General features: G+C 49.0%; 24 protein-coding genes. 19 read left to right on the top strand and 5 right to left on the bottom strand.

What is annotated here, in order from left to right:
* Positions 1 to 136 precede the first annotated feature (136 nt).
* Positions 137 to 1,084, top strand: a complete 948-nt coding sequence (locus CYJ98_RS02730; RefSeq protein ID WP_101755188.1) for a bile acid:sodium symporter family protein — start codon at positions 137 to 139, stop codon at positions 1,082 to 1,084.
* 69 nt (positions 1,085 to 1,153) lie between these two features.
* On the opposite strand, the gene CYJ98_RS02725 is transcribed toward CYJ98_RS02730, so the two are convergent.
* Entirely contained in the window at positions 1,154 to 1,717 is a 564-nt protein-coding gene (locus tag CYJ98_RS02725) for a YceI family protein (protein ID WP_101755187.1), read from the bottom strand.
* A gap of 278 nt (positions 1,718 to 1,995) precedes the next feature.
* Between CYJ98_RS02725 and ilvD the strand changes: the two genes are divergently transcribed.
* The 7 genes from ilvD to ubiE all read left to right on the top strand — a co-directional run bounded on the left by ilvD (position 1,996) and on the right by ubiE (position 7,309).
* On the top strand, positions 1,996 to 3,855 hold the full coding sequence (gene ilvD, locus CYJ98_RS02720) for a dihydroxy-acid dehydratase (RefSeq protein ID WP_070615262.1): 1,860 nt from the start codon (positions 1,996 to 1,998) through the stop codon (positions 3,853 to 3,855).
* 69 nt (positions 3,856 to 3,924) lie between these two features.
* Positions 3,925 to 4,056, top strand: coding sequence for a hypothetical protein (locus CYJ98_RS02715; RefSeq protein WP_256388404.1), 132 nt, complete (start codon positions 3,925 to 3,927; stop codon positions 4,054 to 4,056).
* A gap of 68 nt (positions 4,057 to 4,124) precedes the next feature.
* Positions 4,125 to 5,414: a CAP domain-containing protein gene (locus CYJ98_RS02710; RefSeq protein WP_101755186.1), complete on the top strand. Its 1,290-nt coding sequence runs from the start codon at positions 4,125 to 4,127 to the stop codon at positions 5,412 to 5,414.
* Between the two features lie 76 nt (positions 5,415 to 5,490).
* The gene (locus tag CYJ98_RS02705; RefSeq protein ID WP_039862213.1) at positions 5,491 to 5,724 is read left to right on the top strand and encodes a hypothetical protein; all 234 of its coding nucleotides are present in this window, start codon (positions 5,491 to 5,493) and stop codon (positions 5,722 to 5,724) included.
* Between the two features lies 1 nt (position 5,725).
* Positions 5,726 to 6,157 (top strand): gamma-butyrobetaine hydroxylase-like domain-containing protein, encoded by a 432-nt coding sequence (locus CYJ98_RS02700; protein WP_063075864.1) that lies wholly within the window; start codon positions 5,726 to 5,728, stop codon positions 6,155 to 6,157.
* 19 nt (positions 6,158 to 6,176) lie between these two features.
* Entirely contained in the window at positions 6,177 to 6,542 is a 366-nt protein-coding gene (locus CYJ98_RS02695; RefSeq protein WP_244169016.1) for a ribonuclease Z, read from the top strand.
* A 29-nt stretch (positions 6,543 to 6,571) separates the two neighbouring features.
* Positions 6,572 to 7,309, top strand: a complete 738-nt coding sequence (gene ubiE, locus CYJ98_RS02690; RefSeq protein ID WP_003746386.1) for a bifunctional demethylmenaquinone methyltransferase/2-methoxy-6-polyprenyl-1,4-benzoquinol methylase UbiE — start codon at positions 6,572 to 6,574, stop codon at positions 7,307 to 7,309.
* A 166-nt stretch (positions 7,310 to 7,475) separates the two neighbouring features.
* Here the strand turns inward: ubiE and CYJ98_RS02685 are convergent, their stop codons facing one another.
* Positions 7,476 to 8,606 (bottom strand): polyamine ABC transporter substrate-binding protein, encoded by a 1,131-nt coding sequence (locus CYJ98_RS02685; protein ID WP_101755185.1) that lies wholly within the window; start codon positions 8,604 to 8,606, stop codon positions 7,476 to 7,478.
* 250 nt (positions 8,607 to 8,856) lie between these two features.
* Here CYJ98_RS02685 and alaS point away from each other — a divergent pair, with 250 nt between their 5' ends.
* The 3 genes from alaS to CYJ98_RS02670 all read left to right on the top strand — a co-directional run bounded on the left by alaS (position 8,857) and on the right by CYJ98_RS02670 (position 14,014).
* Complete coding sequence (gene alaS / locus CYJ98_RS02680; protein ID WP_101755184.1) at positions 8,857 to 11,751, top strand: alanine--tRNA ligase; 2,895 nt, start codon at positions 8,857 to 8,859, stop codon at positions 11,749 to 11,751.
* Positions 11,752 to 11,971: 220 nt separating this feature from the next.
* Entirely contained in the window at positions 11,972 to 13,855 is a 1,884-nt protein-coding gene (locus CYJ98_RS02675; protein WP_101755183.1) for an ATP-dependent nuclease, read from the top strand.
* A gap of 36 nt (positions 13,856 to 13,891) precedes the next feature.
* Positions 13,892 to 14,014 carry a hypothetical protein gene (locus CYJ98_RS02670; protein ID WP_283127050.1) on the top strand — a complete coding sequence of 41 codons (123 nt, stop codon included), beginning with the start codon at positions 13,892 to 13,894 and terminating at the stop codon, positions 14,012 to 14,014.
* Between the two features lie 209 nt (positions 14,015 to 14,223).
* Here CYJ98_RS02670 and CYJ98_RS02665 read toward each other — a convergent pair whose 3' ends face one another.
* From CYJ98_RS02665 to CYJ98_RS02655, 3 genes are all read right to left on the bottom strand, one after another.
* Positions 14,224 to 15,081, bottom strand: a complete 858-nt coding sequence (locus tag CYJ98_RS02665; protein ID WP_101755182.1) for a YgfZ/GcvT domain-containing protein — start codon at positions 15,079 to 15,081, stop codon at positions 14,224 to 14,226.
* 122 nt (positions 15,082 to 15,203) lie between these two features.
* Complete coding sequence (locus CYJ98_RS02660) at positions 15,204 to 15,767, bottom strand: peptidylprolyl isomerase (protein ID WP_101755181.1); 564 nt, start codon at positions 15,765 to 15,767, stop codon at positions 15,204 to 15,206.
* A gap of 199 nt (positions 15,768 to 15,966) precedes the next feature.
* Positions 15,967 to 18,189 (bottom strand): TonB-dependent receptor, encoded by a 2,223-nt coding sequence (locus tag CYJ98_RS02655; protein ID WP_101755180.1) that lies wholly within the window; start codon positions 18,187 to 18,189, stop codon positions 15,967 to 15,969.
* A 232-nt stretch (positions 18,190 to 18,421) separates the two neighbouring features.
* On the opposite strand from CYJ98_RS02655, the gene CYJ98_RS02650 reads away from it, so the two are divergent.
* The 8 genes from CYJ98_RS02650 (at position 18,422) to CYJ98_RS02615 (ending at position 26,576) form a co-directional block, all read left to right on the top strand.
* Positions 18,422 to 20,188 carry an ABC transporter ATP-binding protein/permease gene (locus CYJ98_RS02650; RefSeq protein WP_101755179.1) on the top strand — a complete coding sequence of 589 codons (1,767 nt, stop codon included), beginning with the start codon at positions 18,422 to 18,424 and terminating at the stop codon, positions 20,186 to 20,188.
* A gap of 146 nt (positions 20,189 to 20,334) precedes the next feature.
* Complete coding sequence (locus tag CYJ98_RS02645; protein ID WP_101755178.1) at positions 20,335 to 21,060, top strand: glycosyltransferase family 2 protein; 726 nt, start codon at positions 20,335 to 20,337, stop codon at positions 21,058 to 21,060.
* A 4-nt stretch (positions 21,061 to 21,064) separates the two neighbouring features.
* On the top strand, positions 21,065 to 21,994 hold the full coding sequence (locus CYJ98_RS02640; RefSeq protein ID WP_101755177.1) for a glycosyl transferase family 2: 930 nt from the start codon (positions 21,065 to 21,067) through the stop codon (positions 21,992 to 21,994).
* 26 nt (positions 21,995 to 22,020) lie between these two features.
* Positions 22,021 to 22,458: an acyl-CoA thioesterase gene (locus CYJ98_RS02635; RefSeq protein WP_101755176.1), complete on the top strand. Its 438-nt coding sequence runs from the start codon at positions 22,021 to 22,023 to the stop codon at positions 22,456 to 22,458.
* Between the two features lie 103 nt (positions 22,459 to 22,561).
* Positions 22,562 to 23,941 carry an MATE family efflux transporter gene (locus tag CYJ98_RS02630; RefSeq protein ID WP_101755175.1) on the top strand — a complete coding sequence of 460 codons (1,380 nt, stop codon included), beginning with the start codon at positions 22,562 to 22,564 and terminating at the stop codon, positions 23,939 to 23,941.
* Between the two features lie 71 nt (positions 23,942 to 24,012).
* Positions 24,013 to 25,053, top strand: a complete 1,041-nt coding sequence (gene murB, locus CYJ98_RS02625; RefSeq protein WP_101755174.1) for a UDP-N-acetylmuramate dehydrogenase — start codon at positions 24,013 to 24,015, stop codon at positions 25,051 to 25,053.
* An 18-nt stretch (positions 25,054 to 25,071) separates the two neighbouring features.
* Complete coding sequence (locus CYJ98_RS02620; protein WP_004519965.1) at positions 25,072 to 25,713, top strand: TetR/AcrR family transcriptional regulator; 642 nt, start codon at positions 25,072 to 25,074, stop codon at positions 25,711 to 25,713.
* A gap of 89 nt (positions 25,714 to 25,802) precedes the next feature.
* On the top strand, positions 25,803 to 26,576 hold the full coding sequence (locus CYJ98_RS02615; protein ID WP_101755173.1) for an NAD(P)-dependent oxidoreductase: 774 nt from the start codon (positions 25,803 to 25,805) through the stop codon (positions 26,574 to 26,576).
* Positions 26,577 to 26,594 lie beyond the last annotated feature (18 nt).

Here is a 26,594-nt window from a genome sequence, read left to right as displayed (position 1 = left end):
GCAAATACAAATCACAGGCCGTCTGAAAATCAATCCTTATTTTCAGACGGCCTTATTTATTTTAAGTCATTTTGCAAATTAAGGTTAAGGCGTGTATCCTTAGTTTCCCTTAAAAACAACTTCACAACATATCATCATGAATACCCTCAACAAAATCAGTAATTTTATCGGAAAGACCTTTTCCCTCTGGGCCGCACTCTTTGCCGGTATCGCTTTTTTCGCACCCGACACCTTCAAATGGGTCGGCCCTTACATTCCTTGGCTACTGGGCGTCATCATGTTCGGCATGGGCTTGACCCTCAAACCCTCCGACTTTGATATTTTGTTTAAACATCCCAAAGCCGTCATTATCGGCGTGATTGCCCAATTCGCCATCATGCCTGCAACTGCCTATCTGCTGGCGAAACTGTTGAACCTGCCTGCCGAAATCGCGGTCGGTGTGATTTTGGTCGGCTGCTGCCCGGGCGGTACGGCTTCCAATGTAATAACCTATTTGGCGCGCGGAAATGTGGCTTTGTCGGTTGCCGTTACGTCGGTTTCCACCCTGATTTCCCCATTGCTGACTCCTGCCATCTTCCTGATGCTTGCCGGTGAAATGCTGGAAATCCAAGCGGGCGGCATGTTGATGTCCATCGTCAAAATGGTTTTGCTCCCCATCGTTTTGGGTTTGATTGTCCATAAAGTCTTGGGCAACAAAACCGAAAAACTGACCGATGCGCTGCCGCTGGTTTCCGTTGCCGCCATCGTGCTGATTATCGGCGCGGTAGTCGGCGCCAGCAAAGGCAAGATTATTGAAAGTGGCCTGCTGATTTTCGCGGTTGTCGTGCTCCACAACGGCATCGGCTATCTGCTCGGCTTCTTTGCTGCCAAATGGACCGGCCTGCCTTATGATGCACAAAAAACGCTGGCCATCGAAGTCGGTATGCAAAACTCAGGCTTAGGCGCCGCCCTTGCCGCCGCACACTTTGCCGCCGCGCCGATTGTTGCCGTTCCCAGCGCATTGTTCAGTGTGTGGCACAATATCTCCGGCTCGCTTCTGGCAACTTATTGGGCAGCCAAAGCAGATAAAAATAAAGAATCCTAAACATCTTTAATCATAAGGCCGTCTGAACAGATTCCGTTCAGACGGCCTTTATTTTGAAATCAAGCAGGATTATTGTTTCACTGCTTCGATTTGGATATTGATGTTCACTTTTTTGCTCATGCCGGCACTTACCAAATAATCCAAGCCCCATTTGGTACGGTCGATGGTGGTGCTGAAGTCGCCGCCGCACGCTTCTGCTTTTGCCATCGGGCTTTGGTAGCAGTTGAATTTATCGGCTTTGAGTTTTACCGGCGCAGTTTTGCCGTTCATGGTCAGATTGCCGTCAACGGAAAGCAGTTTTTTGCCGTTGAAATTGAATTTGGTGGAGACAAAACGGATTTCAGGGTATTTGTCTGCATTGAAAATATCGGCAGATTTCAAGTGTTGGGTAAAGTGATCAGAACCGGTTTGCAGTTTGGACAAAGGCAATACGATATCGATAGAGCCTTGGCGTTTGGCACGGTCAAATTCCAAATTACCGGTCAAACCATAAATACCGCCGACGTTGGTGCTGGTGTTGAAATGGTCGATGGCAAAGCGGGTATTGGCATGAAATTCGTCCACTTTATAAACAGCGGCAGACGCAGCAGAAGCCAACATGGCCGAACACAATGCAAACATGATTTTTTTCATCGTCTTATCCTTAGAAATGTGAGAAGTTCCCTATCATATCACTTTTTGATGCCAACATCTTTTGCTACTGAGAAAGACAGCGTTTCATCTTAAGAAAACTTCAGGCCGTCTGAAAGAATGAGCAGTAAACTCAGGTGAAGCAAATACAGTTTAGTTTTATTACAAAATAGCGTGCTTCATCGCTCGTAATTGGTATAAAATACCGAGTTATTTCTACAACGGGCCGCCAACCAACCAGCCTATTTCAGACGGCCTCAGCATAAAACAAAGGAACAAAAATGCCTGAATACCGCTCCAAAACCTCTACCCACGGCCGCAATATGGCAGGCGCGCGCGCATTGTGGCGTGCGACCGGCGTAATGGAAACCGACTTCGGCAAACCGATTATCGCCATTGCCAACTCTTTCACCCAATTCGTCCCAGGCCATGTGCACCTGCACAATATGGGTCAACTGGTTGCCCGTGAAATCGAAAAAGCCGGCGGCATTGCCAAAGAATTCAACACCATCGCCATTGACGACGGCATCGCCATGGGCCACAGCGGTATGCTCTACTCCCTGCCCAGCCGCGACCTGATTGCCGACTCCATCGAATACATGGTCAATGCCCACTGCGCCGACGCGCTGGTGTGCATTTCCAACTGCGACAAAATCACTCCGGGCATGCTGATTGCCGCCATGCGCCTGAACATCCCGACCATCTTCGTTTCCGGCGGCCCGATGGAAGCCGGTAAAGTTATCGGCGTAGCCAATATTCAACCCGAACGCCGTTTGGACTTGATTGATGCCATGATCGAATCGGCTGACGACAATATCAGCGACAAACAAGTCGAAGAAGTCGAACAAAACGCCTGCCCGACTTGCGGCTCCTGCTCCGGCATGTTTACCGCCAACTCCATGAACTGTCTGACCGAAGCACTCGGCCTGTCCCTGCCCGGCAACGGTTCATACTTGGCGACTCACGCAGGCCGCAAAGAATTGTTCCTCGAAGCAGGCCGCATGATTGTCGAAATCACCAAACGCTATTACGAGCAAGACGATGAAACCGTATTGCCACGCAGTATTGCCACTAAAAAAGCGTTTGAAAATGCCATGACCATGGACATCGCTATGGGCGGCTCTACCAATACCATTTTGCACCTGTTGGCCGTTGCCAACGAAGCCGGTGTCGATTTCAAAATGGCCGACATCGACCGCCTGAGCCGCGTTGTGCCTTGCATCTGCAAAACCGCGCCAAACAATCACGACTACTATATGGAAGACGTGCATCGCGCCGGCGGTATCTTTGCCATCCTGAAAGAATTGGACAAAGCAGGCAAACTGCACACCGACGTGTACACCATCCACGCGCCGACACTGAAAGACGCGATTGAAAAATGGGACGTGACTAATCCCGAAAACACCCACGCCATCGAGCGTTTCAAAGCGGCTCCCGGCGGCGTGCGCACTACTCAGGCGTTCTCACAAAACCGTATGTGGAAAACCCTAGACCTCGACCGCGAAAAAGGCTGTATCCGCGATGTCGAACATGCCTACTCGCAAGACGGCGGCTTGGCAGTATTGTTCGGTAATATCGCCGAGCGCGGTTGCGTGGTAAAAACCGCAGGTGTGGACGAGAGCATCCTTAAATTTACCGGCCGCGCCCGTGTATTTGAAAGCCAAGAAGACGCAGTCGAAGGCATTTTGGGCAACCAAATCGTCGCCGGCGATATCGTCATCATCCGATACGAAGGCCCTAAAGGCGGCCCGGGCATGCAAGAAATGTTGTACCCAACTTCTTACCTGAAATCCAAAGGCTTGGGCAAAGAATGCGCCCTTCTGACCGACGGCCGCTTCTCCGGCGGTACTTCCGGCCTGTCCATCGGCCATGCTTCGCCTGAAGCGGCAGAAGGCGGCGCCATCGGTTTGGTACACGAAGGCGACACCATCGAAATCGACATTCCAAACCGCAGCATCCACCTTGTCATTTCCGATGAAGAGCTTGCCGCACGCCGCGCCGAGATGGAAGCACGCGGCAGCAAAGCGTGGAAACCGGAAAACCGCGACCGCTACGTCTCCGCAGCCCTGCGTGCCTACGGCGCGATGGCGACTTCCGCCGACAAAGGCGCAGTACGCGACGTATCGCAAATCGAACGTTAATTAACCTGACTTTAAGGCCGTCTGAACGCTTTCAAGTGTTTCAGACGGCCTTCATTCAAACGGACAAATATGGACAAATTCATTTTAGCGATGATCGGCATGGCCATTGCCCTGTTGATTATTATTGGCGGCGGATTTATCGCTGTCGAATATTTCAAATCCCATCCTGAAGCATTCCAAGTCAAGCCGCTATCAAAATAATCATTTAACGGCATGAGTTTCAAGGGGAAAGAGCCGCAGCTCAAGGCCGTCTGAACGCAGTACATATAATGAAACACATTCTTTACTGGCTGGGTGGTTTTGCCGTCGCCCTCGGCATATTCCAATACTACGAAACCCATCGCTATTCCGAAGACCAGCTCATCTATGCCCAACCGCCGCAAAATCGTTCTGCCGTTGCCGATTTTGACGCCTTGGCGTATTTAAACTTCCTCCGCTCCTCAGCCAATCTGCCCGCACTGGCGCACTCAGACACACTCGAACGCGCCGCGCGCAATCATGCCCGCTATCTGCTGCAAAACCCTGACGACGGACATGACGAACACAATACGCGCAATCCCTTTTATACAGGCCCACGCCCATCAGACCGCACACGCAAAGCCGGTTATGCTTATAAAGGCGTGCATGAAAACGTCAGTACCGGCCAGCATCCGCCAAACGAAAAAATCAACGACCATCTACCAGCCCAACATCAGCTGGATAATCTGATGACGGCGATTTACCACCGCCTCTCCTTGCTCGATCAAAATATCGACGAGGCCGGTGCGGCGTTTGAATCACAAGGCAAACAAATCGCGCTCAGCATCAATCAGGGGGACAGCAGATTCAACAGCCTCTGCCAAAAAAACCGCCCCCTATCCGACCTCAGCCGCTCGTTTTATCAAGATGCCTGTCATGGTCATGCCATTGTTTATGCGGATGAAATCTCCAACCGCAAAACCCGACCTTACATCACCTATCCGCAAGGCAACTTCGCTTCGCCGGTTTTCCACGGCGAACGTCCCGACCCTATGCCGCATTATGAAATGACCGGCAATCCGGTCAGCATCGCGTTCTCAGAACAATCGCCTCCGGTCAAAATGCGTTCGTTCAAACTGTATCAGGACACAAAAGAAATCAGAGACGTCAAAATCTTAGATAAAGATAATGACCCAAACCGCCTCCTGACCGAACGCCAATTTGCGCTGTTTCCTTTACAGCCATTGGAATACGACACCAACTACCGTGCTGTGTTCGAATACCGTCAAAACGGAAAAGACAGAACGGCCGAATGGACATTCAGCACGCAAAAACCTGATTACCCTTACTTCATCGTCAAAGGCGGCGAAACGCTGGCCATCGAATCCGGACAAAAATATTTTATCCATTGGCAGGATTTTTGGTGCTTGAAACAATGCGAACGCTACAACTACCGAACGAACCGCGACACCCAAATCGACATTATCGAGCGGCAGGCCGGCGGTATTATTATCCGTGTCAACGGAAGCAAAGGCAGCAGCATCCGCTTAATGCCCGAAGGCGAAGACAGGCGTGCCATTACACTTTATTTATGGAAATAAAGCCGTTTTCAGACGGCATGAAGCACCAAAAAGCTGATAAAATACCGCCTCACCACCCTACGGCAAGCTATCCAATATGACCAAACATCCGCAAACAGCAGCCAATACCCGCTATGCCTTTGCCAGCATTGCCGCCATGTTGGCCGCGTTTTTACTGTTCGTTGCCGTGATGTTGCTGCCTTTGGGGTTGACGGCGGGCACACAAGTAAGCCTGATACGGCTTTCACTCTACGCAATCGTGCTGTTTGCCGTACTTGGCGGTATTTTTTCTGTACGCGTTGCCTATTTGCGTAAAAAGAACGGAGCATGACATGACCCAAGCCGATAAAATTCCACAAGAAATCCGCCTTCAGCAAGAGCGGCGCGTACTGACTTTGGTCTATGTTGACGGTGCCAAAAGCCTTCCTGCCGAATACCTGCGCGTGTACTCGCCCAGCGCGGAAGTGCGCGGACACGGTCCAGGCCAAGATGTTTTGCAAACAGGCAAAGCCGAAGTCAGCATTACCGATTTAGACCCCGTCGGCCAATACGCATTGAAAATTACTTTTTCAGACGGCCACGACAGCGGCCTTTACGATTGGGACTATCTCTACCGACTGGCGCACAATCAAGACGCGCTTTGGCAAGACTATCTCGACCGCCTCGAAAAGGCCGGCGCGTCCAGAACGCCAAGTGCCGAAGATTTAAAACCCAAACACACGCATTCCTGCGGTAGCGGCGGTTGCGGCGGAAAGGCCGTCTGAAAAAGGCGAGACCGTAACATTGGACGACGGCAGGATCATTGACGGCAAAGCGTTCCTCTCCCCACCCAAAAAAGGACGGGTAGCGGCCATCTTCGGCGATACCAAAGCCTGCCTTCAGGCAGTGCGCGCCGCACAAAACGCAGACGTTTTGGTGCATGAAGCAAGCTTTGCCGCAGGCGATGAAGAGACAGCGGAACAAGTGTTCCATTCGATCGTATCCGATGCCGCCAAGCCGGCCTTGCAAGCCAATGTGAAACAACTTTACCTGACCCACATCAGCGCACGTTATACCGAAGAAGAGCAACGCCTGATACTGGAGCAGCAGGCACAAACTATATTTCCCGCGTCGAAAGTGGTTGGCGATTTCGACGTATTCGATATCTGAATCCGTATTATTTTAAGAAGGCAGACACTATGAGCGACCACAAAACCCATTTCGGCTTCACAACTGTTGACGAAGACGAAAAAGCAGGCAAAGTTGCCGAAGTCTTCCACTCCGTGGCAAAAAACTACGACATTATGAATGACGTAATGTCCGGCGGTCTGCACCGTGTTTGGAAACATTTCACCATCAATACCGCGCGCCTGAAAAAAGGCGACAAAGTATTGGACATCGCCGGTGGCACTGGCGATTTGTCCCGAGGCTGGGCGAAACGTGTGGGCAAAGAAGGCGAAGTTTGGCTGACAGACATCAACTCCTCCATGCTGACCGTCGGCCGCGACCGCCTGCTCAACGAAGGCATGATTCTGCCCGTATCGTTGGCAGACGCTGAAAAATTGCCGTTCCCCGACAACTATTTCAATCTGGTTTCCGTCGCATTCGGCCTGCGTAATATGACGCACAAAGATGCCGCGCTGAAAGAAATGTACCGCGTATTGAAACCGGGCGGCACCCTGCTGGTATTGGAATTTTCCAAAGTGTACAAACCTTTGGAAGGCGTGTACGACCTCTACTCTTTCAAACTGTTGCCGATTATGGGCAAACTGATTGCCAAAGATGCCGACAGCTACCAATACCTCGCCGAGTCCATCCGTATGCACCCCGACCAAGAGACCTTGAAACAAATGATGCTGGATGCAGGCTTCGACAGCGTGGATTACCACAATATGAGCGCAGGCATCGTCGCCCTGCATAAAGGCGTGAAATTCTAAGGCCGTCTGAAGCAAACACAAAGGGCGTGATTGATAGACACGCCCTTTATTTTTAAACCTTATCCAAGCCAATCTGACATAAAACAAAGGCCGTCTGAACAGCCGTAAAACGAAATCAAGGATTTCGGTTACACCATTCAGACGGCCTGAATACGTTTAAATCAGCTTATGTCCCTGCTTTCACGCTTTGCCATTGACGGACCATAAATTTCAACGCCGCCGGTTGGATAGGCACCATGATAAAGCTGTTTTTCAAATCCTCGTCAGTCGGGAAAATCGTATTATCGTTTCTAAACTCTTCATCCATCAGCTCTTGAGCCGGTTTGCTGGACGGCGCATAAGTAACAAAATTGCCGTTCTTCGCCGCAACTTCAGGATCTAAGAAATCATTGATATACGCATGGGCATTGGCCACATGTTTGGCATCTTTCGGAATCACAAACGAATCCACCCAAATCCCCACGCCTTCTTTCGGCATCATCACACGGATTTTTTCCTTGCCGCCCGCTTCTTCGGCACGACGTTTGGCAATGTTCAAATCGCCGCCAAAACCAATCGTTACGCAAGTATCGCCGCGCGCCAAATCATCGATAAAACCGGACGAAGTAAAACGCTTGATGTACGGACGGTTTTTCTTCAAGACTTCCGTAGCCGCCTTGATATCCGCCGTTTCGCTGCTGTTTGGATTCTTACCCATATAGTTCAACACCATAGGATAAATTTCCGCCGCGCTGTCCAAATAGCTGATGCCGCATTGCTTGAGTTTGGACGTGTATTCGGGGTTAAACACCAAATCCCATTGATTGTCCGGCAGCTGATCCGTACCCAAAGCCTTTTTCACACGCTCGGTATTAATGGCGAAAGTATTGGTACCCCAATAAAACGGCACCGCATATTCATGCCCCGGATCGACACCTTCCATCAGTTTCATCAACTGAGGATTCAAGTTTTTATAGTTGGGAATCAGGGATTTGTCGATTTTCTGATACGCACCTGCCTTAATCTGCCTACCGACAAACGCATTGGAAGGACCCACGATGTCATAACCCGACTTGCCGGTCAATACCTTGCTCTCCAGCGTTTCATCGCTGTCATATACATCGTAAGTTACTGTGATACCGTGTTTCTTCTCAAACGCGGCAACCGTCTCGGGATCGACATATTCCGACCAGTTGTAAATGCTCAATACCTTTTGATTATCGGTTTGAGCCGCCTTGTCGGCAGAAGTTTTGTCCGAGCCGCCGCAGCCGGCCAGTGCCAGCGCAGTCAGTACGATGAGGGGCAGATGTTTGGTCATTATCATTCCTTGCGTATCCGGTTGAAAATAGAGAGGCATTATAAAGCAGGCAAGCCCGAGCGGATAGGCTTCATTGTTAAAAGATATCGTCCCGCTTGAGGCCGTCTGAAAGACGGATTGCAGCCAACTTAAAACCTTTCTGCCGATAGCTTGAAATATGGTTTTGCGGTAAGATAACGCCCATTCGTTTTTAATCGCAACGTGCCGTCCAGGCCGTCTGAAATCCTTGTAAAAAATTTATCGAGACATTATGAAAACCACCGAACTACGCCAAAAATTCCTGAAATTTTTCGAATCTAAAGGCCACACCATCGTCCGCTCTTCCTCGCTCGTGCCACACGACGACCCGACCCTGCTGTTTACCAACGCCGGTATGAACCAATTTAAAGACGTATTCCTCGGCTTTGACAAACGCCCCTACAACCGCGCCACTACCGCGCAAAAATGCGTACGCGCAGGCGGCAAACACAACGACTTGGAAAACGTCGGCTACACCGCCCGCCATCACACTTTCTTTGAAATGATGGGCAACTTCTCCTTCGGCGACTACTTCAAACGCGACGCCATCCACTTCGCTTGGGAATTCCTGACTTCCCCGGAATGGTTGAACATCCCTAAAGACAAACTCTTGGCAACCGTTTACGCAGAAGACGACGAAGCCTACAACATCTGGTTGAACGAAATCGGCATGCCTGCCGAGCGCATCGTCCGCATCGGTGATAACAAAGGCGCGAAATACGCATCCGACAACTTCTGGCAAATGGGCGATACCGGCCCTTGCGGCCCTTGCTCCGAAATTTTCTACGACCACGGCGAAGAAATCTGGGGCGGCATTCCGGGCAGCCCTGAAGAAGACGGCGACCGCTGGATCGAAATTTGGAACTGCGTATTCATGCAGTTCAACCGCGACGAACAAGGCAATATGAATCCGCTGCCTAAACCATCCGTCGATACCGGCATGGGCTTGGAGCGTATGGCCGCCGTCATGCAGCATGTCCACAGCAACTACGAAATCGACTTGTTCCAAGACCTGCTCAAAGCCGTTGCCCGCGAAACCGGCGCGCCTTTCAGCATGGAAGAACCAAGTCTGAAAGTCATCGCCGACCACATCCGCTCCTGCTCGTTCCTGATTGCAGACGGCGTATTGCCTTCCAACGAAGGCCGCGGCTACGTATTGCGCCGCATTATCCGCCGCGCTGTGCGTCATGGCTACAAACTGGGTCAGAAACAGGCGTTTTTCTACAAACTCGTGCCCGACTTGGTGAAAGCAATGGGAGACGCCTATCCCGAGTTGAAAGAAAAACAGACGCAGATTATGGAAGCCCTGCGCGCGGAAGAAAGCCGATTTGGTGAAACGTTGGAAAAAGGCATGGGTTTGTTCAACCAAGTGTTAAACGGCATGAAATTCCTGAAACTGGAAAGCCTACTGCCGCAAGATGGTGCGGGCAAACCACTGGCATTGAAAACCGCAGAGGGTGTGGAATTCACCGCCGCCTCCCGTGCCGCTTCGGGCAAAAAGCAAATCGTTATCCGTCCCCAAGTGCCAGGTAGCCTGAACGAAGGCATGTATATCGATTTGCAGGCTGCTTTGGAAACCGCCCATATTCCCGACGCGGAAAAACCGTTTGCCGAAACCTTGAATGCCTATTTGATGGACAACATTGCCAACAGCAAACTCGTTATCGGTGGCGAACATATCTTCAAACTCTACGACACCTACGGCTTCCCCTACGACCTGACCGCTGACATGGCGCGTGAATTAGGTATCGATTTGGACGAAGCAGGCTTCAACCGCGAAATGGAAGCCCAACGCGCACGCGCACGCGCCGCACAAAGCTTCAAAGCCAACGCCCAACTTCCTTACGAAGGTCAAGACACCGAGTTTAAAGGTTATAGCGAACGCCAAACCGAATCCAAAGTCCTCGCCCTCTACAAAGACGGCGAGCAAGTCAACGAATTGAACGAAGGCGATGAAGGTGCCATCGTTATCGACTTTACCCCGTTCTATGCAGAATCCGGCGGTCAAGTCGGCGACGTCGGCTATATCTTCGCAGGCGAAAACCGCTTTGAAGTACTCGATACCCAAAAAATCAAAGCGGCCGTATTCGGCCAATTCGGCGTACAAACTTCAGGCCGTCTGAAAGTCGGCGACAGCGTTACCGCCAAAGTGGATGACGAAATCCGCAATGCCAATATGCGCAACCACAGCGCGACCCACTTGATGCACAAAGCTCTGCGCGATGTATTGGGCGAGCACGTTGAACAAAAAGGCTCTTTGGTTACCGCCGAATCCACCCGTTTCGATATTTCCCATCCTCAAGCGGTAACTGCCGAAGAAATCGCCGAAGTAGAACGCCGCGTCAACGAAGCCATTTTGGCCAACGTTGCCGTCAACGCCGCCATTATGAGCATGGAAGATGCCCAAAAAACCGGCGCCATGATGCTCTTCGGCGAAAAATACGGCGACGAAGTACGCGTACTGCAAATGGGCGGTTTCTCTACCGAATTGTGCGGCGGTACACACGTTTCACGCACCGGCGACATCGGCCTCTTCAAAATCATCAGCGAAGGCGGTATTGCCGCAGGCGTGCGCCGTATCGAAGCCATTACCGGCCTGAACGCACTCAAATGGGCGCAAGATCAAGAGCGTTTGGTGAAAGACATTATTGCCGAAACCAAAGCCCAAACCGAAAAAGACGTACTGGCGAAAATCCAAGCAGGTGCGGCACACGCCAAAGCACTGGAAAAAGAATTGGCACGCGCCAAAGCCGAACTCGCCGTCCACGCAGGCGCCAAACTTTTGGACAACGCAAAAGATTTGGGCGCAGCCAAATTCGTCGCCGCCCAAATCGAAGCCGACGCAGCCGCCCTGCGCGAAATCGTTACCGACTTGACCGGCAAATCAGAACAAGCCATCGTATTACTCGCCGCAGTCAACGACGGCAAAGTTTCCCTGTGCGCAGGCGTATCCAAACCGTTGACTGGCAAAGTCAAAGCAGGCGATCTGGTTAAATTTGCAGCCGAACAAGTCGGCGGCAAAGGCGGCGGCCGGCCGGACTTGGCACAGGCCGGCGGCAGCGATGTCGAGAAACTGCCCGCGATGATTGACAGCGTGAAAGATTGGGTTGGTGCGAAGCTGGCTTGATGTAAGAAAGGCAGCCTGAAAGGGATTCAGGCTGCCTTTTGTGCAAAGAGGCAGTCTGAAAAGCCTCGCTTGCCGTAGGTTGGGGAGCGCCCCAACAGATTTTGTGAAGTATGGAGATGTTGGGTTATGAAACGACTGTTTTACTGGATTATGTATCAACAAAATACCACACAATAAAAATTCGTAAGAGCCAAATATCTTAAAATAAAAGGAAAACAGAATGAAATTTTTGCAATTTGACATTGAAAATTACAAAGGAATTAAAAAGGCTGAATTAAAGCTAAATCCTCAAGGAGAAAGTAAAATTTTTACGCTTGTCGGTTTAAATGAAAGTGGAAAAACAACCATTCTGGAAGCAATTAATAGTTTTTCTCCTGATAAGGATACTGAGAGTTTATTTTCAAATGATGATGTCTTTAAAAAAGTAGAGCCTAAAGACTTGGTACCCAAACATTTGAAAGACAATTTCAACGGCAATGTTACTATAAAAGCATTACTTGCATTTGATGATAATGATTTAAACGAATTAAAAGATTATCTTAATAATGAACATGGGTTAATTTTAGATGAAGTTTCTTTTAAAAAAGAATTTTGCATTACTAAATATTTTTCTTTTGAACAATCCGAATTTACAAAAACAGGAAGTACATGGGATATTATCCTAAATGTAAAGTCTAAAAGATCAAAAAAATATTCTCGTTTACATGATTCAAATATGACAATATGGTTGGATGTAGTAAATTTTATACGGAATAAAATTCCAAGAATTTGCTATTTCCCTACCTTTTTATTTGAATTTCCTGAAAAGGTTTATTTAGCAAACCCTCCTGATCATTTAAATTTAAAAAATTCATATTACCGTCAAATTATCCAAGACATATTGGACTCGACGGATCGTAGCTTATATATCCAAGAACATATTGTTGATCGAATTAACCATGTTGAAGAAGGTGAAAGTTGGAGTTTTTTTAGTTATCAAAGAAGTGATAGAAGTGAACAAGTAAATGCCGTGATGGAACAATTGGGAAGGCAAATTTCTAAAGTAGTTTTTACTCGATGGAACGAAATATTTGGAGAGGACTCCGCCAAAGACATTCAAATTAAATGCAATGTTGATAATGAGTCTAACAACCCTCCTATTTATATAAGTTTTCATATTAAAGATGGCGTTTCTACATATAGCCTAACAGAGCGATCATTAGGGTTTAGATGGTTCTTCTGTTTCTTATTATTTACCCAATTTAGAAATACAAGAAGTAGTTCAGGAACGCTTTTTCTGCTTGATGAACCAGCTTCAAATTTACATGCCACTGCTCAAAGCCAACTACTCAAAAGTTTTGAATCTATTGCAGATGGTGGTAATAGTTTGATTTATTCCACTCACTCTCATTATATGGTAAATCCCCAATGGTTAGAGAACTGTTACATTATCCAAAACAGTTCTATTCATTATGAAAATGCATTAAGCAGTATGAATGATCTTTCGTTGGATGAACCAAATGTTATTGTATCTAGTTATAAAAAATTTGTGGGTCAAAATCCCGACAAGGCAACTTATTATCAACCGATTTTAGACGCTATTAATTATAAACCAAGTGTTTTTTCTCATAAAAAAAATACTGTGATGCTAGAGGGTAAGGGGGATTTTTATATCTTTACTTACTTTAAAGACATTATTTTTGGAAAATTTAAAAAAATTATTCTTCTGCCATCATCAGGAGCTAATGAATTAGGGCCTTTAATTTCATTATATCTTGGTTGGGGATATGATTTTCTAGTATTGCTTGATGATGATTCAGCAGGTCGTAAAGCAAGAGATAAATATTTAAATGAATGGTTTTTACATGAATCAATATGTAATACTTTAGGAGATTTGTCTGAAAAATTCCAAAATAAAAAACTAGAGCATTTAATTTCTAAAGATGGGATAAATCTAATCTCTAACGCTATTGAAGAAAGTAAGCCAAATAAAAAGCAGATCACTCGTTTCTTTCAAGATAAACTAGCGGCAAAACAATTCTTTCAATTTGATGAAGAAACTTTGAATAATTTTGAATTAGTATTTAATTCATTACAGGAAAAACTTAAATCCATCTCTCAATAAGCAGCAACCTAAACTTTTGCAAGGGATTTGTCGGGCATGAATGCCCGACCTACAAATCCAAGTTTTCCAACTAATCGTCAGCAAGCCGTAGCCCGCACCCCTGTCAACCGCGTGCGTGGCTACGCCACACACCCTACCTGCGGGCGACGCAAACCTTAAGATTAAGGTGTAGGGTGTGTGCGGTACGCACGCACGCGGTTTTTGTTGCTACCGAATGATTCCAAACCATGCCGTAATCCAGTCAGCAGCAAACGCAGCTTGGGTCATGTACCAACAAAACTCAATATCAAAGGCCGTCTGAATTTCAGACGGCCTTTCTGTTTTCATTTCAAGCTGATATTTAAGCTTTTTATTCAATCATCTGACAATCAATCTTTCTCAACCGTAAAAAACAGTTCTTCCCGTTTCAAAGCATTACCGTCTGCATCGGTCAATGCTGCTTCTGCTGCGGAAAACTTAATAACGGCGAGGCTGAGGCTGCCTTGCTCAGTCAGTGCCGTATTGAGGATGACGCCTGCTTCTTCCTCGCCGGCTTTGATGGTAATACCGGCGGCTTCTAAAGAATCGCCGCTTAATACGGCCAGACCGCGTTTGACTTGGCCTCGGTATTGGGCGCGGGCGATGATTTCTTGGCCGGGGTAGCAGCCTTTACGGAAATGGACGGCGCCGATAATGTGTTGATTGAGCATTTGGGCAACAGCCGCTTCTTTGGTTGCAGCGCAAATCCACGGATAGCCGCTGCGGATTTCGTGCAAGTTCCACGCGTTTTCGGCTCCTGCTTGATATTCGGCTGCGTTTTCGGCTGCTGAAATTTTCAGACGGCCTGTGTGCGGCAAGGCAATTTCTACGGCGTTTGCTTGAATTTGGGCTGAAAAAGACAGTTGCGGTTCGGTAGCAGGATGTGGTTCTGCATTGTCTGCCAACTCGCCGCTTACTGCCAAATCGGGCATCAGCTCGAAGACGACCTTTGCACGCAAGACAAACATTCTCAGGCGTTTGACGATGGCTTCGGTCAAATCTTGAGCCATGACCAACAGTAAATCTTCTCCGCGATTGACGACCAACATATTCGCCAATACACGGCCTTTAGGCGTATTGTATGTGGCGTAACATGCCTGACCGGAAGCTAAATTATTAATATCGTTGGATAATTGACCATGAAGAAATGAAGCTCTGTCTTCTCCGCTGACACGGATAACGCCGAAAAAAGGCAGGCGGGTTTGCATAATCGACTCCTTAAATTGTAGATGCTGAATTATCGCCCAAATTGCTGCTTATTATCAAATAAATAAATTCAGGCCGTCTGAATGTTTCAGACGGCCTGTTGTTTGTGTTCAAACAATCAAAATTATTTGATGCTGACTTTGCGGATAATCACGGCTTCGGTTGGAACGTCTTGGTGGAAGCCGCGTGTCGCTGTTTTCACTTTACTGATTTTACGGACGACGTCCATGCCGGAAGTGACTTTACCGAAAACGGCATAGCCGTAGCCTTGAGGGGTTTTGCTTTTGAAATTCAAAAAGTCGTTGTCGGCTGTATTGATAAAGAACTGGCTGGTTGCTGAATTTGGATCGCCGGTGCGTGCCATGGCGATGGTGCCGACGTTATTTTTCAAGCCGTTGTATGCTTCATTGGTGATGGCTTTATCGGTGGATTTTTGAACCATATTCTCGGTAAATCCACCGCCTTGAATCATAAAATTGTCGATAACGCGGTGGAAAATCGTGTTGTCGTAAAAACCTTTTTTGGCGTAATTGACAAAGTTTGCCACGGTTTTCGGCGCTTTGACTTCATCCAGCTCCAGTTGGATGTTGCCCATATTGGTTTCAATCACTGCATGGGTAACTGCTTGTGCTTGTACGGAAAGTGAGAGTGCAAGGGCGCACAGGGTCAGTTTGATGGATTTTTTCATATGTCTTCTCGAATGATGTATTGTGAAAATGGAATATTAACCTTGTTTCGCGTGAAATCCATAAAAAACATGTAAGATTTTTCAAGCAAAAAACATAAGGCAATCAAATCAGGCCGTCTGAAAAGGGATAAAAACCAAATTCTTGCTCTTTATCATTCCCTTTCAGACGGCCTGCTATTACGGTCAAACCGAAATCAGATTAGAAATCCAATTCCGCTTTTAGCCAATAAGTACGCGGCATGCCGACAACGGCGAAGCTGCGGTCGTATTGGCCGCGTTGCACCTGCCAGTAGTTTTTGTTGAACAGGTTTTCTACCGAGCTGCTGACGGTTAAAGTATTTTTGCCGAGCTTGGTTTTGTAGCGCGCGCCTACATCAACCAAAGTATAGGATGGGAAGGCGTATTGTTTTTGCGTGTCTTGGTAAGACTTGCCGAAATACGAAACGTTGCCGTTCAGGGTCAAGCCTTTGGCAAACGGAGTGTCCCATTCAACGCCTGCTTTGGCAATCACGCGCGGGTTGGCGACTTGTACGCCGTTAACCAAATTGTCGGCAAAATTCGGATAATCTTTTACTGTTGATTGCAGATACATCAAACCTAAACTCGGACGCAGGGTTTTATTCAACAAGTTGGCATAGGTATTGAATTCGATACCGCGGCTGCGTTCTATGCCTTGCTCCGAACCGCTATAAGCCAAGCCTGCATTTTTGCGCGCTGCGAAATCAGTTCCTGAAGTCGTGTTGCCGCGCCAGTAGCCCGGGCGTTTGATTTGGAACGCGTTTAAAGTGGTGACAAAGTCGCCCCAGTTTTTGCGTACGCCGACTTCAAATTGACGGCTGACGCGCGGATCTGCCATCGTTACATGACCGTCGTCATCAGTACGGATGTTGGACGGCTCCAAATCTTCCATATAGTTGCCGTAAACCACCAAATCAGGCTGCGGAACCCATGCCGCCATCAACATCGGGCTGAAACGGCTCGCATCTGCTTTGCGGCCGTTTAATTTGTTTTTCTGCTCGACGGCTTGGAAACGCCCGCCTAAAGTGAGGCGGTATTTGTTGTCGGCAAAACCAAGCGTGTCAGATACCGCCAAACTGTTTACTTTGATCACGGTGTCCACTGAAGGCGTTGCACTCCATGCCGTTCCTAAGTTGGAATCCAATTTTGCCAATTGGGTTGGAATATCAAGGCTCGGATCGATAACGCGGCTTTGAGTTTGACGTGCGCCTTGATAAGTAGTGCGTTTACGGTCGATTCGGTCAAATGCGGCACTCCAGTTGTGGCTTACCGGACCGGTTTCAAATTCGCCGCGTGCAGTCAGATTCATACTGAGCGTTTTGAAACGCTGGTCGGTCAGGCGCGCGCGACCGGAATTGTAGGTCAAACCGCTGCTTGTGACGGTAGGAGAGGCGAAATTACCGTAATAACGCGCATTGTTGTAGCCGATACCGCCTGTAATTTGGGCATTTTCAAATGCATCCCATTCGAAGGTCAGCATATTCGTTTGACCGCGCGTGTTTTGAGCCTGCCAGCTCGGCGCCAAATTCACTTTGCCTTCAGGTGCGGCAAACAAGCGTCCGTTGGCGTTTTGAATGTCCTGCATACGCGCGCGACCGCCGTTGGTTTTGCGTTTCGCGTAGATAGAATCAAACGCCACGCGCACTTTTTCGCCGCGATAATCAGCATTCAAGGCAAATTCTTTGTTGTCTTCGCTGTAACCGTCGCGTGGGGTGTCGCCGTGGCGCAGTTTGCCATTGGCGCGCACGCCGAATTCTTTGTTTTCGCCGAAGCGTTGGCCTAAATCGAATGTGCCTTGGGCGCGGTTGTTGCTGAACCAGCCCAAACCGATTTTGCGGTTGCCTTCATCGGCGGCTTTTTTGGTCTCGATATTGACGGAACCGGATACCGCGCCTTCAGGGTCCATGCCGTTTACGGCAGTGGATGCGCCTTTAATCAGTTGCGCGGAGCCGACTTGCACGCTGGCCGTGCCTTGTGTGCCGTACATACCTGCCAAACCGTTGACGCTGAATTGGCGCGCATCAAGTTGGTAACCGCGGAAATACAGGCCGGTCAATGTGTTGCTTTCGCCGCCGAACTGCCAAACGGAAGCGTCTTTTTTCGCTACGGCATCCACCAAAGTACGCGCTTCGGTGTTGTTGAGGGCTTGTTCGTCGTAATTGACGACGGTAATCGGCGCGGTAAAAGCGTTGGCTTTACCCAATACGCCCAAGTTCACACGGTCACGTAAGTCGCCGTCGCTGGCAATAGAATAAGAGCGTGCGGCCTTCACGCGTTTAGCGTCGGCATGGACTTTGACTTCCTGCAACTGCTGTTGCACAGGGGTTTCGGGTGTCGCTTCATCGGCGGCATAAGAAAATGCGCTCATAATCAAAAGCGGCATCAGGGCTAATTTGCTGTTCATAAAATACCTTCTGGTTTGAAATATTAATAATTCTTATATCGAGTAAAAAATTACAAAGTAATTTAGTTTTATGATTATATTTGATAAGATTTCTGCTTTCTACAAAAACAAATAAGAACCGTTTGTAAATACAAAAAATACAACAGTTCAGAAAACTATTATTGCAGTTACCATAGTCAAATAAATTTGCCGTCCTTTCAGACGGCCTTTACTTCCTTTCAGAGAACACCTCATGCAAAAATGGCAAATCGAGCTTTATTCCACGCCGTCTTGGCTATTGCAGACCTTATTGATGGTCGCTGCAGCCTCGACGGTCATTCTGTTTTTTGCACGCAACACACGCTTCGGGCGCGAGTTTAGCTATATCCTTCGCCTGTGCCTGACACCAAAAAGTACGGTCAAAGTTTTGCTGCTGATTACGGCGATGATTACGCTGCTGTTAACCGAAGTACGGCTGAATGTGTTGAGCACCTTTATGTCCAAAGGGCTTTACGATTCGATGCAGGATTTGAACGCCTCCGCGTTTTGGATGTTTGCAGCGATGAACGCAGGCGTGGTGTTGATACGGGCGTTTAACAACGTCGTCAACGACTTTCTCGATCAAGGCTTGGCGATTAAATGGTCGGAGCGGCTCAATGAAGTTTTGACTTCGCGCTGGCTTGCCGACAAAAACTACTACCGCCTGCAAATGCGCCGCCATGCGCCGGACAACATCGACCAGCGTATCCAACAAGATGCGCAGGATTTCATCGCCTCGACCATAGAATTTGTGCGCGGCATGGTCAATTCGGTCGTTACCTCGCTGGAATTTGCCGTTGTTTTGTGGGGCTTGGCAGGCATCCTGACCGTGTTCGGCTTCGACATTCCGCGCGGCATTGTTTGGTTCGTCTTTATCTTTGTGATTTTGGCAACCTTTATCGCCATGTGGATAGGCAACCCGTTGATTCGTTACAACTATGAAAATGAAAAACTCAACGGCGACTACCGTTATTCCCTTATCCGCGTGCGCGACCACGCCGAAAGCGTGGCGTTTTACAGCGGCGAAAAACACGAACACGACCAGCTTTCCGACCGTTTTAAAGCCATTATCCGCAACCGTTGGCGCATTGCGCGACAAAGCGTTTGCCTAAGCGGCTTTAACGATATGTTTACCAACGGAATCAAGCTTTTTCCCATCATTTTGCAAGCTCCGCGCCTGTTTGCCGGACAAATCAAAATCGGCGATATCCAGCAGACTGTCCAAGCCTTCGCACGACTGCAAAACGCGCTGTCTTTCTTCCGGATGTTCTACAACAAATTCACCGCATACCGCGCCCGACTAGAGCGTCTGTACGGCTTTTTGCTGAGTACGGAAGAAAAACACACCGCACGACAACCCGACCTTACCGAAGTTTCAGACGGCCTAATCTTAGAAAACGTTGCCCTATACCGTCACAACGGCGAAGTTTTATTAGACGGCATCAACATCAACCTCAAAAACGGCAATTCCCTGCTGATACGCGGCCCGAGCGGTTGCGGCAAAACTTCGTTGCTGCGCGCGCTGGCAGGGCTTTGGCCTTTCGGCAGCAGCGGTAAAGTCAGCCATCCGCCGCTTCAAGACATCCTCTTCCTGCCGCAACGCCCGTACACGGCACAAGGCAGCCTACGCGATGCGATTTGTTACCCTGACATCGACAAACAACATCCGGAACTAATCGAAGCTATGAACACCTGCCGCTTAGGTTATCTGGTTGATAAATTGGATAAACCCGATGACTGGCAGCACAAACTCTCCCCGGGCGAACTGCAACGTGTCGCCTTCGTCCGCGCCCTGCTCTCGCAGCCCAAAGTCATCCTGCTTGATGAAGCCACCGCCGCCTTGGACGAACCGACCGAAGCCATGCTCTACCGCGCCTTAAAGCAAAAACTGCCCGACAGCATCATCATCAGTATCGGCCACCGCAGCACGCTCAATGAGTTCCATGATTTATGCCTCGATGTCGGTCATGTACAATGCTGAATTAATGGCATATCAAAGGCCGTCTGAAACAGTGAAAAACGAAATCTAACGATTTTGTCCTCGCCGTTTCAGACGGCCTTTTCAAACGCTATGGCATGTTTATTTGCTATACTCTGCATTGTGTTAACGTCGTCTAAAAAATATTTATGAAAACCCTGGCCCTTATTCCACATTACAACCATCCGACCACCATCAGCCACGTTGCCCAAACCATGCGCGGCTTTGGTTTAAACGTTTTAATTGTGGACGACGGTTCACGCGAAGAATGCAAACCTGTATTGCAGGCTTTGGTTTCAGACGGCATTGATGTCCTTTACCGTCCCATCAACGGCGGCAAAGGTGCAGCGGTCAAAACCGGCTTGGAATACGCCGAAGAACATGGCTATACCCACGTCTTGCAGGTTGATGCAGACGGTCAACACTGCTTGAACGATACGCCCAAACTCCTCGCTGCAGCAGAACAAAACCCCGAAGCCGTTGTTTGCGGCTGGCCGCAATACGGCGATGACGCGCCCAAAGCACGGCTTTACGGACGCAAAATTACCAACTTCTGGAATATGCTGCACACTTGGTCATGCGACATCAAAGACGGCATGTGCGGCTTCCGCCTCTATCCGCTTGCACCCGCGCTATCCGTCGCCCGCGAAGAAACCGTAGGCGACCGCATGGACTTCGATACGGAAATCCTTATCCGCCTGTACTGGCGCGACGTCAAACCGGTTTGGATTAAAACGCCTGTCCAATACGCCGCCGACGGCGTGTCACACTTCGATGCCTTTGCCGACAATGTCCGCATCAGCAAAATGCACACACGGCTGTTTTTCGGCATGCTGAAACACCGATTGGGTAAAGTTTTCGGAAAGGCCGTCTGAAACCATGACCGATAATAAACAAACCCATTGGGCGGCGCAGCCCGAACGCGGCAGCCGCCTGTTTCTCGCTCTGACCACATTGATGGTGCGCTATCTGCCGGCTTTTTTCATGAGGCAGTGCATTTGGTTTGTGGTGCTGTATTTTTATGCAACCGCGCCCAAACCGCGTCGTCATGTCTTACGCTATCAAACCCGTCTTCAGACGGCCTTTCCCCATACCGTCCTGCCGAAACACAGCGTATTCAAACAATTCGTTGCATTTGGCGAAGCAGTTTGCGACCGTTTTGCCGTGTGGCAACGCAAAATCCGTTATGAAGATTTGGTGATTGAAGATCCTGACGACATCTATTCGCAAATCAAGCGCAACGAACGCGGCCAGATTTTTGCCTGCTCACACTTGGGCAATACCGAAGTTTGCCGTGCGCTGGTGTCGCACCATAAAAATTTCAGACTCAACGTATTGGTGCACAGCAAGCACGCGCAGGCATTTAACGAGGCATTGCAAAAAGCCGGCGCAGAACATATCCGCCTGATTCAGGTAACCGATTTGGACACCACCCTGATGATGGAATTGAACCGCCGTATCGAAGACGGCGAATGGATTGCCATCGCGGCCGACCGCGTACCTGTACGCGGCGAGAAAACCGCCGATATTAATTTCTTAGGCCACACCGCCCCTATGCCGCAAGGCGCATGGCTATTGGCTTCGCTTTTAAAAACGCAAGTAAACACGCTGTTTTGCGTCAAACAAAACGGCCGCCATCATTTGAAACTGCGTCGCTTTACCGATACTTCCAGCTGGAAACGCGGCAACCGCGAGGCAGCCGTCAAAGACGCGATGCAGGGCTTTGCCGATATTTTGGCGCAAGAATGTGCGCAAAATCCGCTACAATGGTTCAATTTTTATGATTTTTGGGGCGAAGACGCCGTCTGAAACCATCACACTCTCTCTTTTAAACCATGAAAAAACACATCTATTGCCGACACAGCTTTGAAACCGAAGTTCCTTTTTTTGACGTAGATGCCATGCACATCGTGTGGCACGGAAACTATGTCAAATACCTTGAAACCGCACGTTGCGCTTTTCTGTCTTCCATCGGTTATGACTACAACGAAATGGGACGGCAGGGGTACAGCTGGCCGATTGTGCAGATGAACCTCAAATACATCCGCCCTGCCCATTTCGGCCAAAAAATCCGCGTTGATATGGACATCGTCGAGATCGAAAGCTGCCTGCGTATCGATTACACCATTTACGATGCCGAAACCAATGAAAAGCTGACCCGCGCTTCGACTACCCAAGCCGCAGTATCGCTTTCAGACGGCCTAATGCAGTTTCAAACGCCGGACAGCTGGTTGGAAGCCGTCAAAAGACATCCGACTTTTAAGGCCGTCTGAAAAATTTAGCGATTAAACAACATATTGCCTGCTTATCAGTATTACCCTTTATAATTTTAAATTTCCGTTTTCAGACGGCCTTTATCCTCAAATCGCACACATTATGCTACTGAACCTCAACCGCTTTGCCTTTCCTGTTTTCTTAAAAGAAACCCGCCTGCTTACCGCCCTCGCCCTGCCTATGCTGTTGGCGCAAGTGGCGCAAGTGGGCATTGGTTTTGTCGATACAGTGATGGCCGGTGGCGCAGGTAAGGAAGATTTGGCCGCGGTGGCTTTGGGCAGCAGCGCGTTTTCCACTATTTACATTACCTTTATGGGCGTAATGGCGGCGTTGAACCCGATGATTGCACAGCTGTACGGTGCAGGTAAAACCGAAGAAGTCGGCAAAACAGGAATGCAGGGCATTTGGTTTGGCTTGTGTTTAGGCGTATTCGGCATGTTGTTGATGTGGGCGATGATTACGCCGTTCCGTCATTGGCTGACATTGAACGATTATGTCGAAGACACGATGGCGCAATATATGTTCTTTACCAGCTTGGCAATGCCGGCCGCCATGATACACCGCGCCCTGCACGCCTATGCCTCCAGCTTGAACCGTCCGCGCGTGATTATGTTGGTCAGCTTTGCAGCGTTTGTATTGAATGTGCCGCTAAACTATGTGTTTGTTTACGGAAAATTTGGCATGCCTGCTTTGGGTGGCGCAGGTTGCGGCGTGGCAACGGCGGCAGTATTTTGGTTCAGCGCATTGGCTTTGTGGCTTTATATCGCCAAAGAAAAATTCTTCCATCCGTTTGGTTTGACGGCAAAAATCGGCAAACCCGATTTGACGGCTTTCAAACAGATTTGGAAAATCGGCGCACCCATCGGCTTGTCTTATTTTCTAGAAGCCAGCGCGTTTTCGTTTATCGTCTTTTTGGTGGCGCCATTCGGCGAGGATTATGTCGCCGCGCAACAAGTCGTCATCAGCCTGTCGGGCATCTTGTATATGGTTCCGCAAAGCGTCGGCTCGGCAAGCACGGTACGCGTTGGCTTTTCGCTCGGGCGGCGCGATTTTTTGCGGGCGCGTTATATTTCAGGCGTGTCGCTGGTGTTGGGCTGGGTACTTGCCACCTGTACCGCGCTGCTCTTGGTCATCTTTCGCTTTCAGTTGGCCGGTATGTACACCAACGATGCGGCCGTATTAGGCATTGCCGCAACCGTTTTATTTTTCGCCTCCCTATTCCAACTGGCAGACGCCACCCAATGTATCGCTTCATATGCGCTGCGCGGCTATAAAGTGACCAAAATGCCGATGTTCATCCATGCCGTGGCTTTTTGGGGTTGCGGCCTGTTGCCCGGCTACCTGCTTGCCTATCATGCTGATATGGGCATTTACGGCTTCTGGACCGCGCTGACCGTTTCACTGACGATTGCTGCCATCGCATTGGTATGGTGCCTGGAGCTTTGCAGTAAAGAGATGGTCAAATCGCATAAGGCCATCTGAAAAAATACAAGCAGTCTTTCTCCGATGATTACGCTATTTAATCAACGAATTCCTATTTTAAAGTTAAACCCATGCAACCCATCCAATACCAAACCGACCTTACCCCTTACAACACTTTCGGCCTGAAAGCCCAAGCCCAAGCCTTTATCGCGCTCAAACATGCCGATGAGTTGCGCGACATCGTCCGGCTGCCCGAGTTCGACCGAGATACTGTTTTATGGCTTGGTGGCGGCAGCAATATCCTTTTGATGGAGGACTATGCCGGTCTGGTTGTGCATATGGAAAACAAGGGAATACGCGAAATTGAGCGTTCAGACGGCCTGGTTTATATCGAAGCGCAGGCCGGAGAAATTTGGCATGAATTTGTTTTGCATACGGTTGGACTGGGTTTAAGCGGGCTGGAAAACCTCAGCCTGATTCCAGGCACGGTCGGTGCGTCTCCGGTACAAAACATCGGCGCATACGGCGTTGAAGTCAAAGATGTTATCCATAGCGTACGCTGCTTTGATTTGAATACGGAAACCTTTGTCGAGCTTTCCAATGCCGACTGTGACTTTGCCTATCGTGAAAGCCTATTCAAACAGGAAGGCAAAGGCCGTTATGTGATTGTTTCGGTTGTATTTGCGTTGAAAGAGCATTTTGTGCCGAACTTGGGCTATGGCGATTTGGCAGCCGCGGTTGCCGAACTGAGCCAAGGCCGAGAAGCGACGGCCAAAGATGTTTCCGATGCAGTGTGTGCAATCCGCAACAGTAAACTGCCTAATCCTAACGTACTTGGTAATGTCGGAAGTTTCTTTAAAAACCCTGTTGTCAGCGCTGAAAAAGCGGCCGATTTATTGCAGCAATACCCCGATATGCCACGCTATCCGCAGCCTGACGGTTCGGTCAAACTCGCTGCCGGCTGGCTGATTGACCAATGCCGTCTGAAAGGCCATCAGATCGGCGGTGCGGCTGTGCATGACAGACAGGCTTTGGTTTTGGTAAATAAAAACAATGCATCCGCGCAAGATGTCCACCAGCTGGCACAATATGTTTGTAATACAGTATTTACTCAATTTCAGGTAGAATTACACGCAGAACCCAACTGGCTGCCTACTTCATACAGCCTATAAAACAAAGGAGTGTATTCCATGCCGCGCATTGCTAAAGTCAACACTTACACACGAATCATCAATGCCAGCCTCGCCTTGTTCAACGAAGAAGGCGAGCGCAATATTAGCACCAACCATATTGCCGCCCACTTAGGCATCAGCCCGGGCAACCTCTACTACCATTTCCGCAACAAAGACGAAATCATCGTCCAATTGTTCAAACGTTACAGCGAGGCCCTGCTTGTCTACCTTAACGAAGCTGTGTTGCCGTCTAATGTTGAAGACTCCATCAACTACATGGCCGGTATTTATGATGTGATGTGGGAATACCGTTTCCTTTTCAGCGATGTGAACACCCTGCTTGCCCGCAGTGCCGAATTATTGGGCGAACACAATACCTTTACCCAAGCCAAAGTGTCCCCGCTGTTGGTCAACCTGCTGACCCAGCTCAACGGCTTGAACATCATCAGCGCAGACCAAACCGCCATGAACGACCTTGCCGTCAATATGTGGATGGTAACAAAATACTGGTTCGACTTCGACAGCTCCCTGCGCGGTCGCGCCAAGTTGACCGAGGATTCCAAAGTACGGGGCATCAGCCGCACACTCAGCCTGTTGCGCCCGTACCTCCTGCCGGAACACCGTGCCGAATTCGACCAAAAAATCGGCAGCAACCATTAATTTTTCCATACAAAGGCCGTCTGAAAACGTGGCTTTAACCAAGTTAAAGCTATTTTCAGGCGGCCTGTTAATTTTCGGATGCTTTATTTATGCACCTTCCCGATATTTCCATTCTCGGCTTAGGCTATCTCGGCCTGCCGCTGGCGCAAAAATGTTATGAGCAAGGCAGTCAGGTAGCCGCAGTCAAACGCAACCTGACCTCTGACGACATCAATCTGCCGATTGAACTCGACATCATCGATTTGAATCAAGACGATATTTTTTACAGTTCGACCTTGTGGCAAAACCATATCAGCAAGCCGACATGGTTTTGCCTGCTCCCGCCTTCGTCATTAAACCATTACGCCGATACCCTGAAAAAATGGATTCAACTTGCCGAGCAATCTAAGGTACAACACATCATCTTTACCAGCAGCACCAGCGTGTATAGCGACCAAGCACGCATATGCGATGAAACCACGCCGCCCGATCCGCAAACCGAATCCGCCCGTCAAATCCTCGCAGTCGAGCAAACCTTGCTTGAAAGTACCGTACCCCATATCGACATACTGCGACTGGGCGGACTTTATTCTGCCGACCGTCATCCCGTTACCAAGCTGGTTCAAAAAATGCGCATTCAAGGCGGCAATCAACCCGTCAATATTCTTCATAAAGACTTGGCCGTCCAAGTCCTTTTTCAGACGGCCTGCCAAGCTGACGGCAAGCGTATCCGCAATATTGTCGAACCCCGCCACCCAAGCCGGGCCGAATTTTATACTGCCGAAGCGGCCAAACTCGGCCTACCGGCTCCTGATTTCATCGTTGATGACAAAAGCAACGGCAAAATTGTAAATACCGTTTGCGCAGACGGGCTAAGCCTGTAAAATTGCGACTCAACCCAT

The organism is Neisseria perflava, from assembly GCF_002863305.2.
Lineage (GTDB): Bacteria > Pseudomonadota > Gammaproteobacteria > Burkholderiales > Neisseriaceae > Neisseria > Neisseria perflava_A.
Note: the sequence above shows the minus strand (reverse complement) of the source record. Positions and strands in the feature narration are given on the sequence as shown.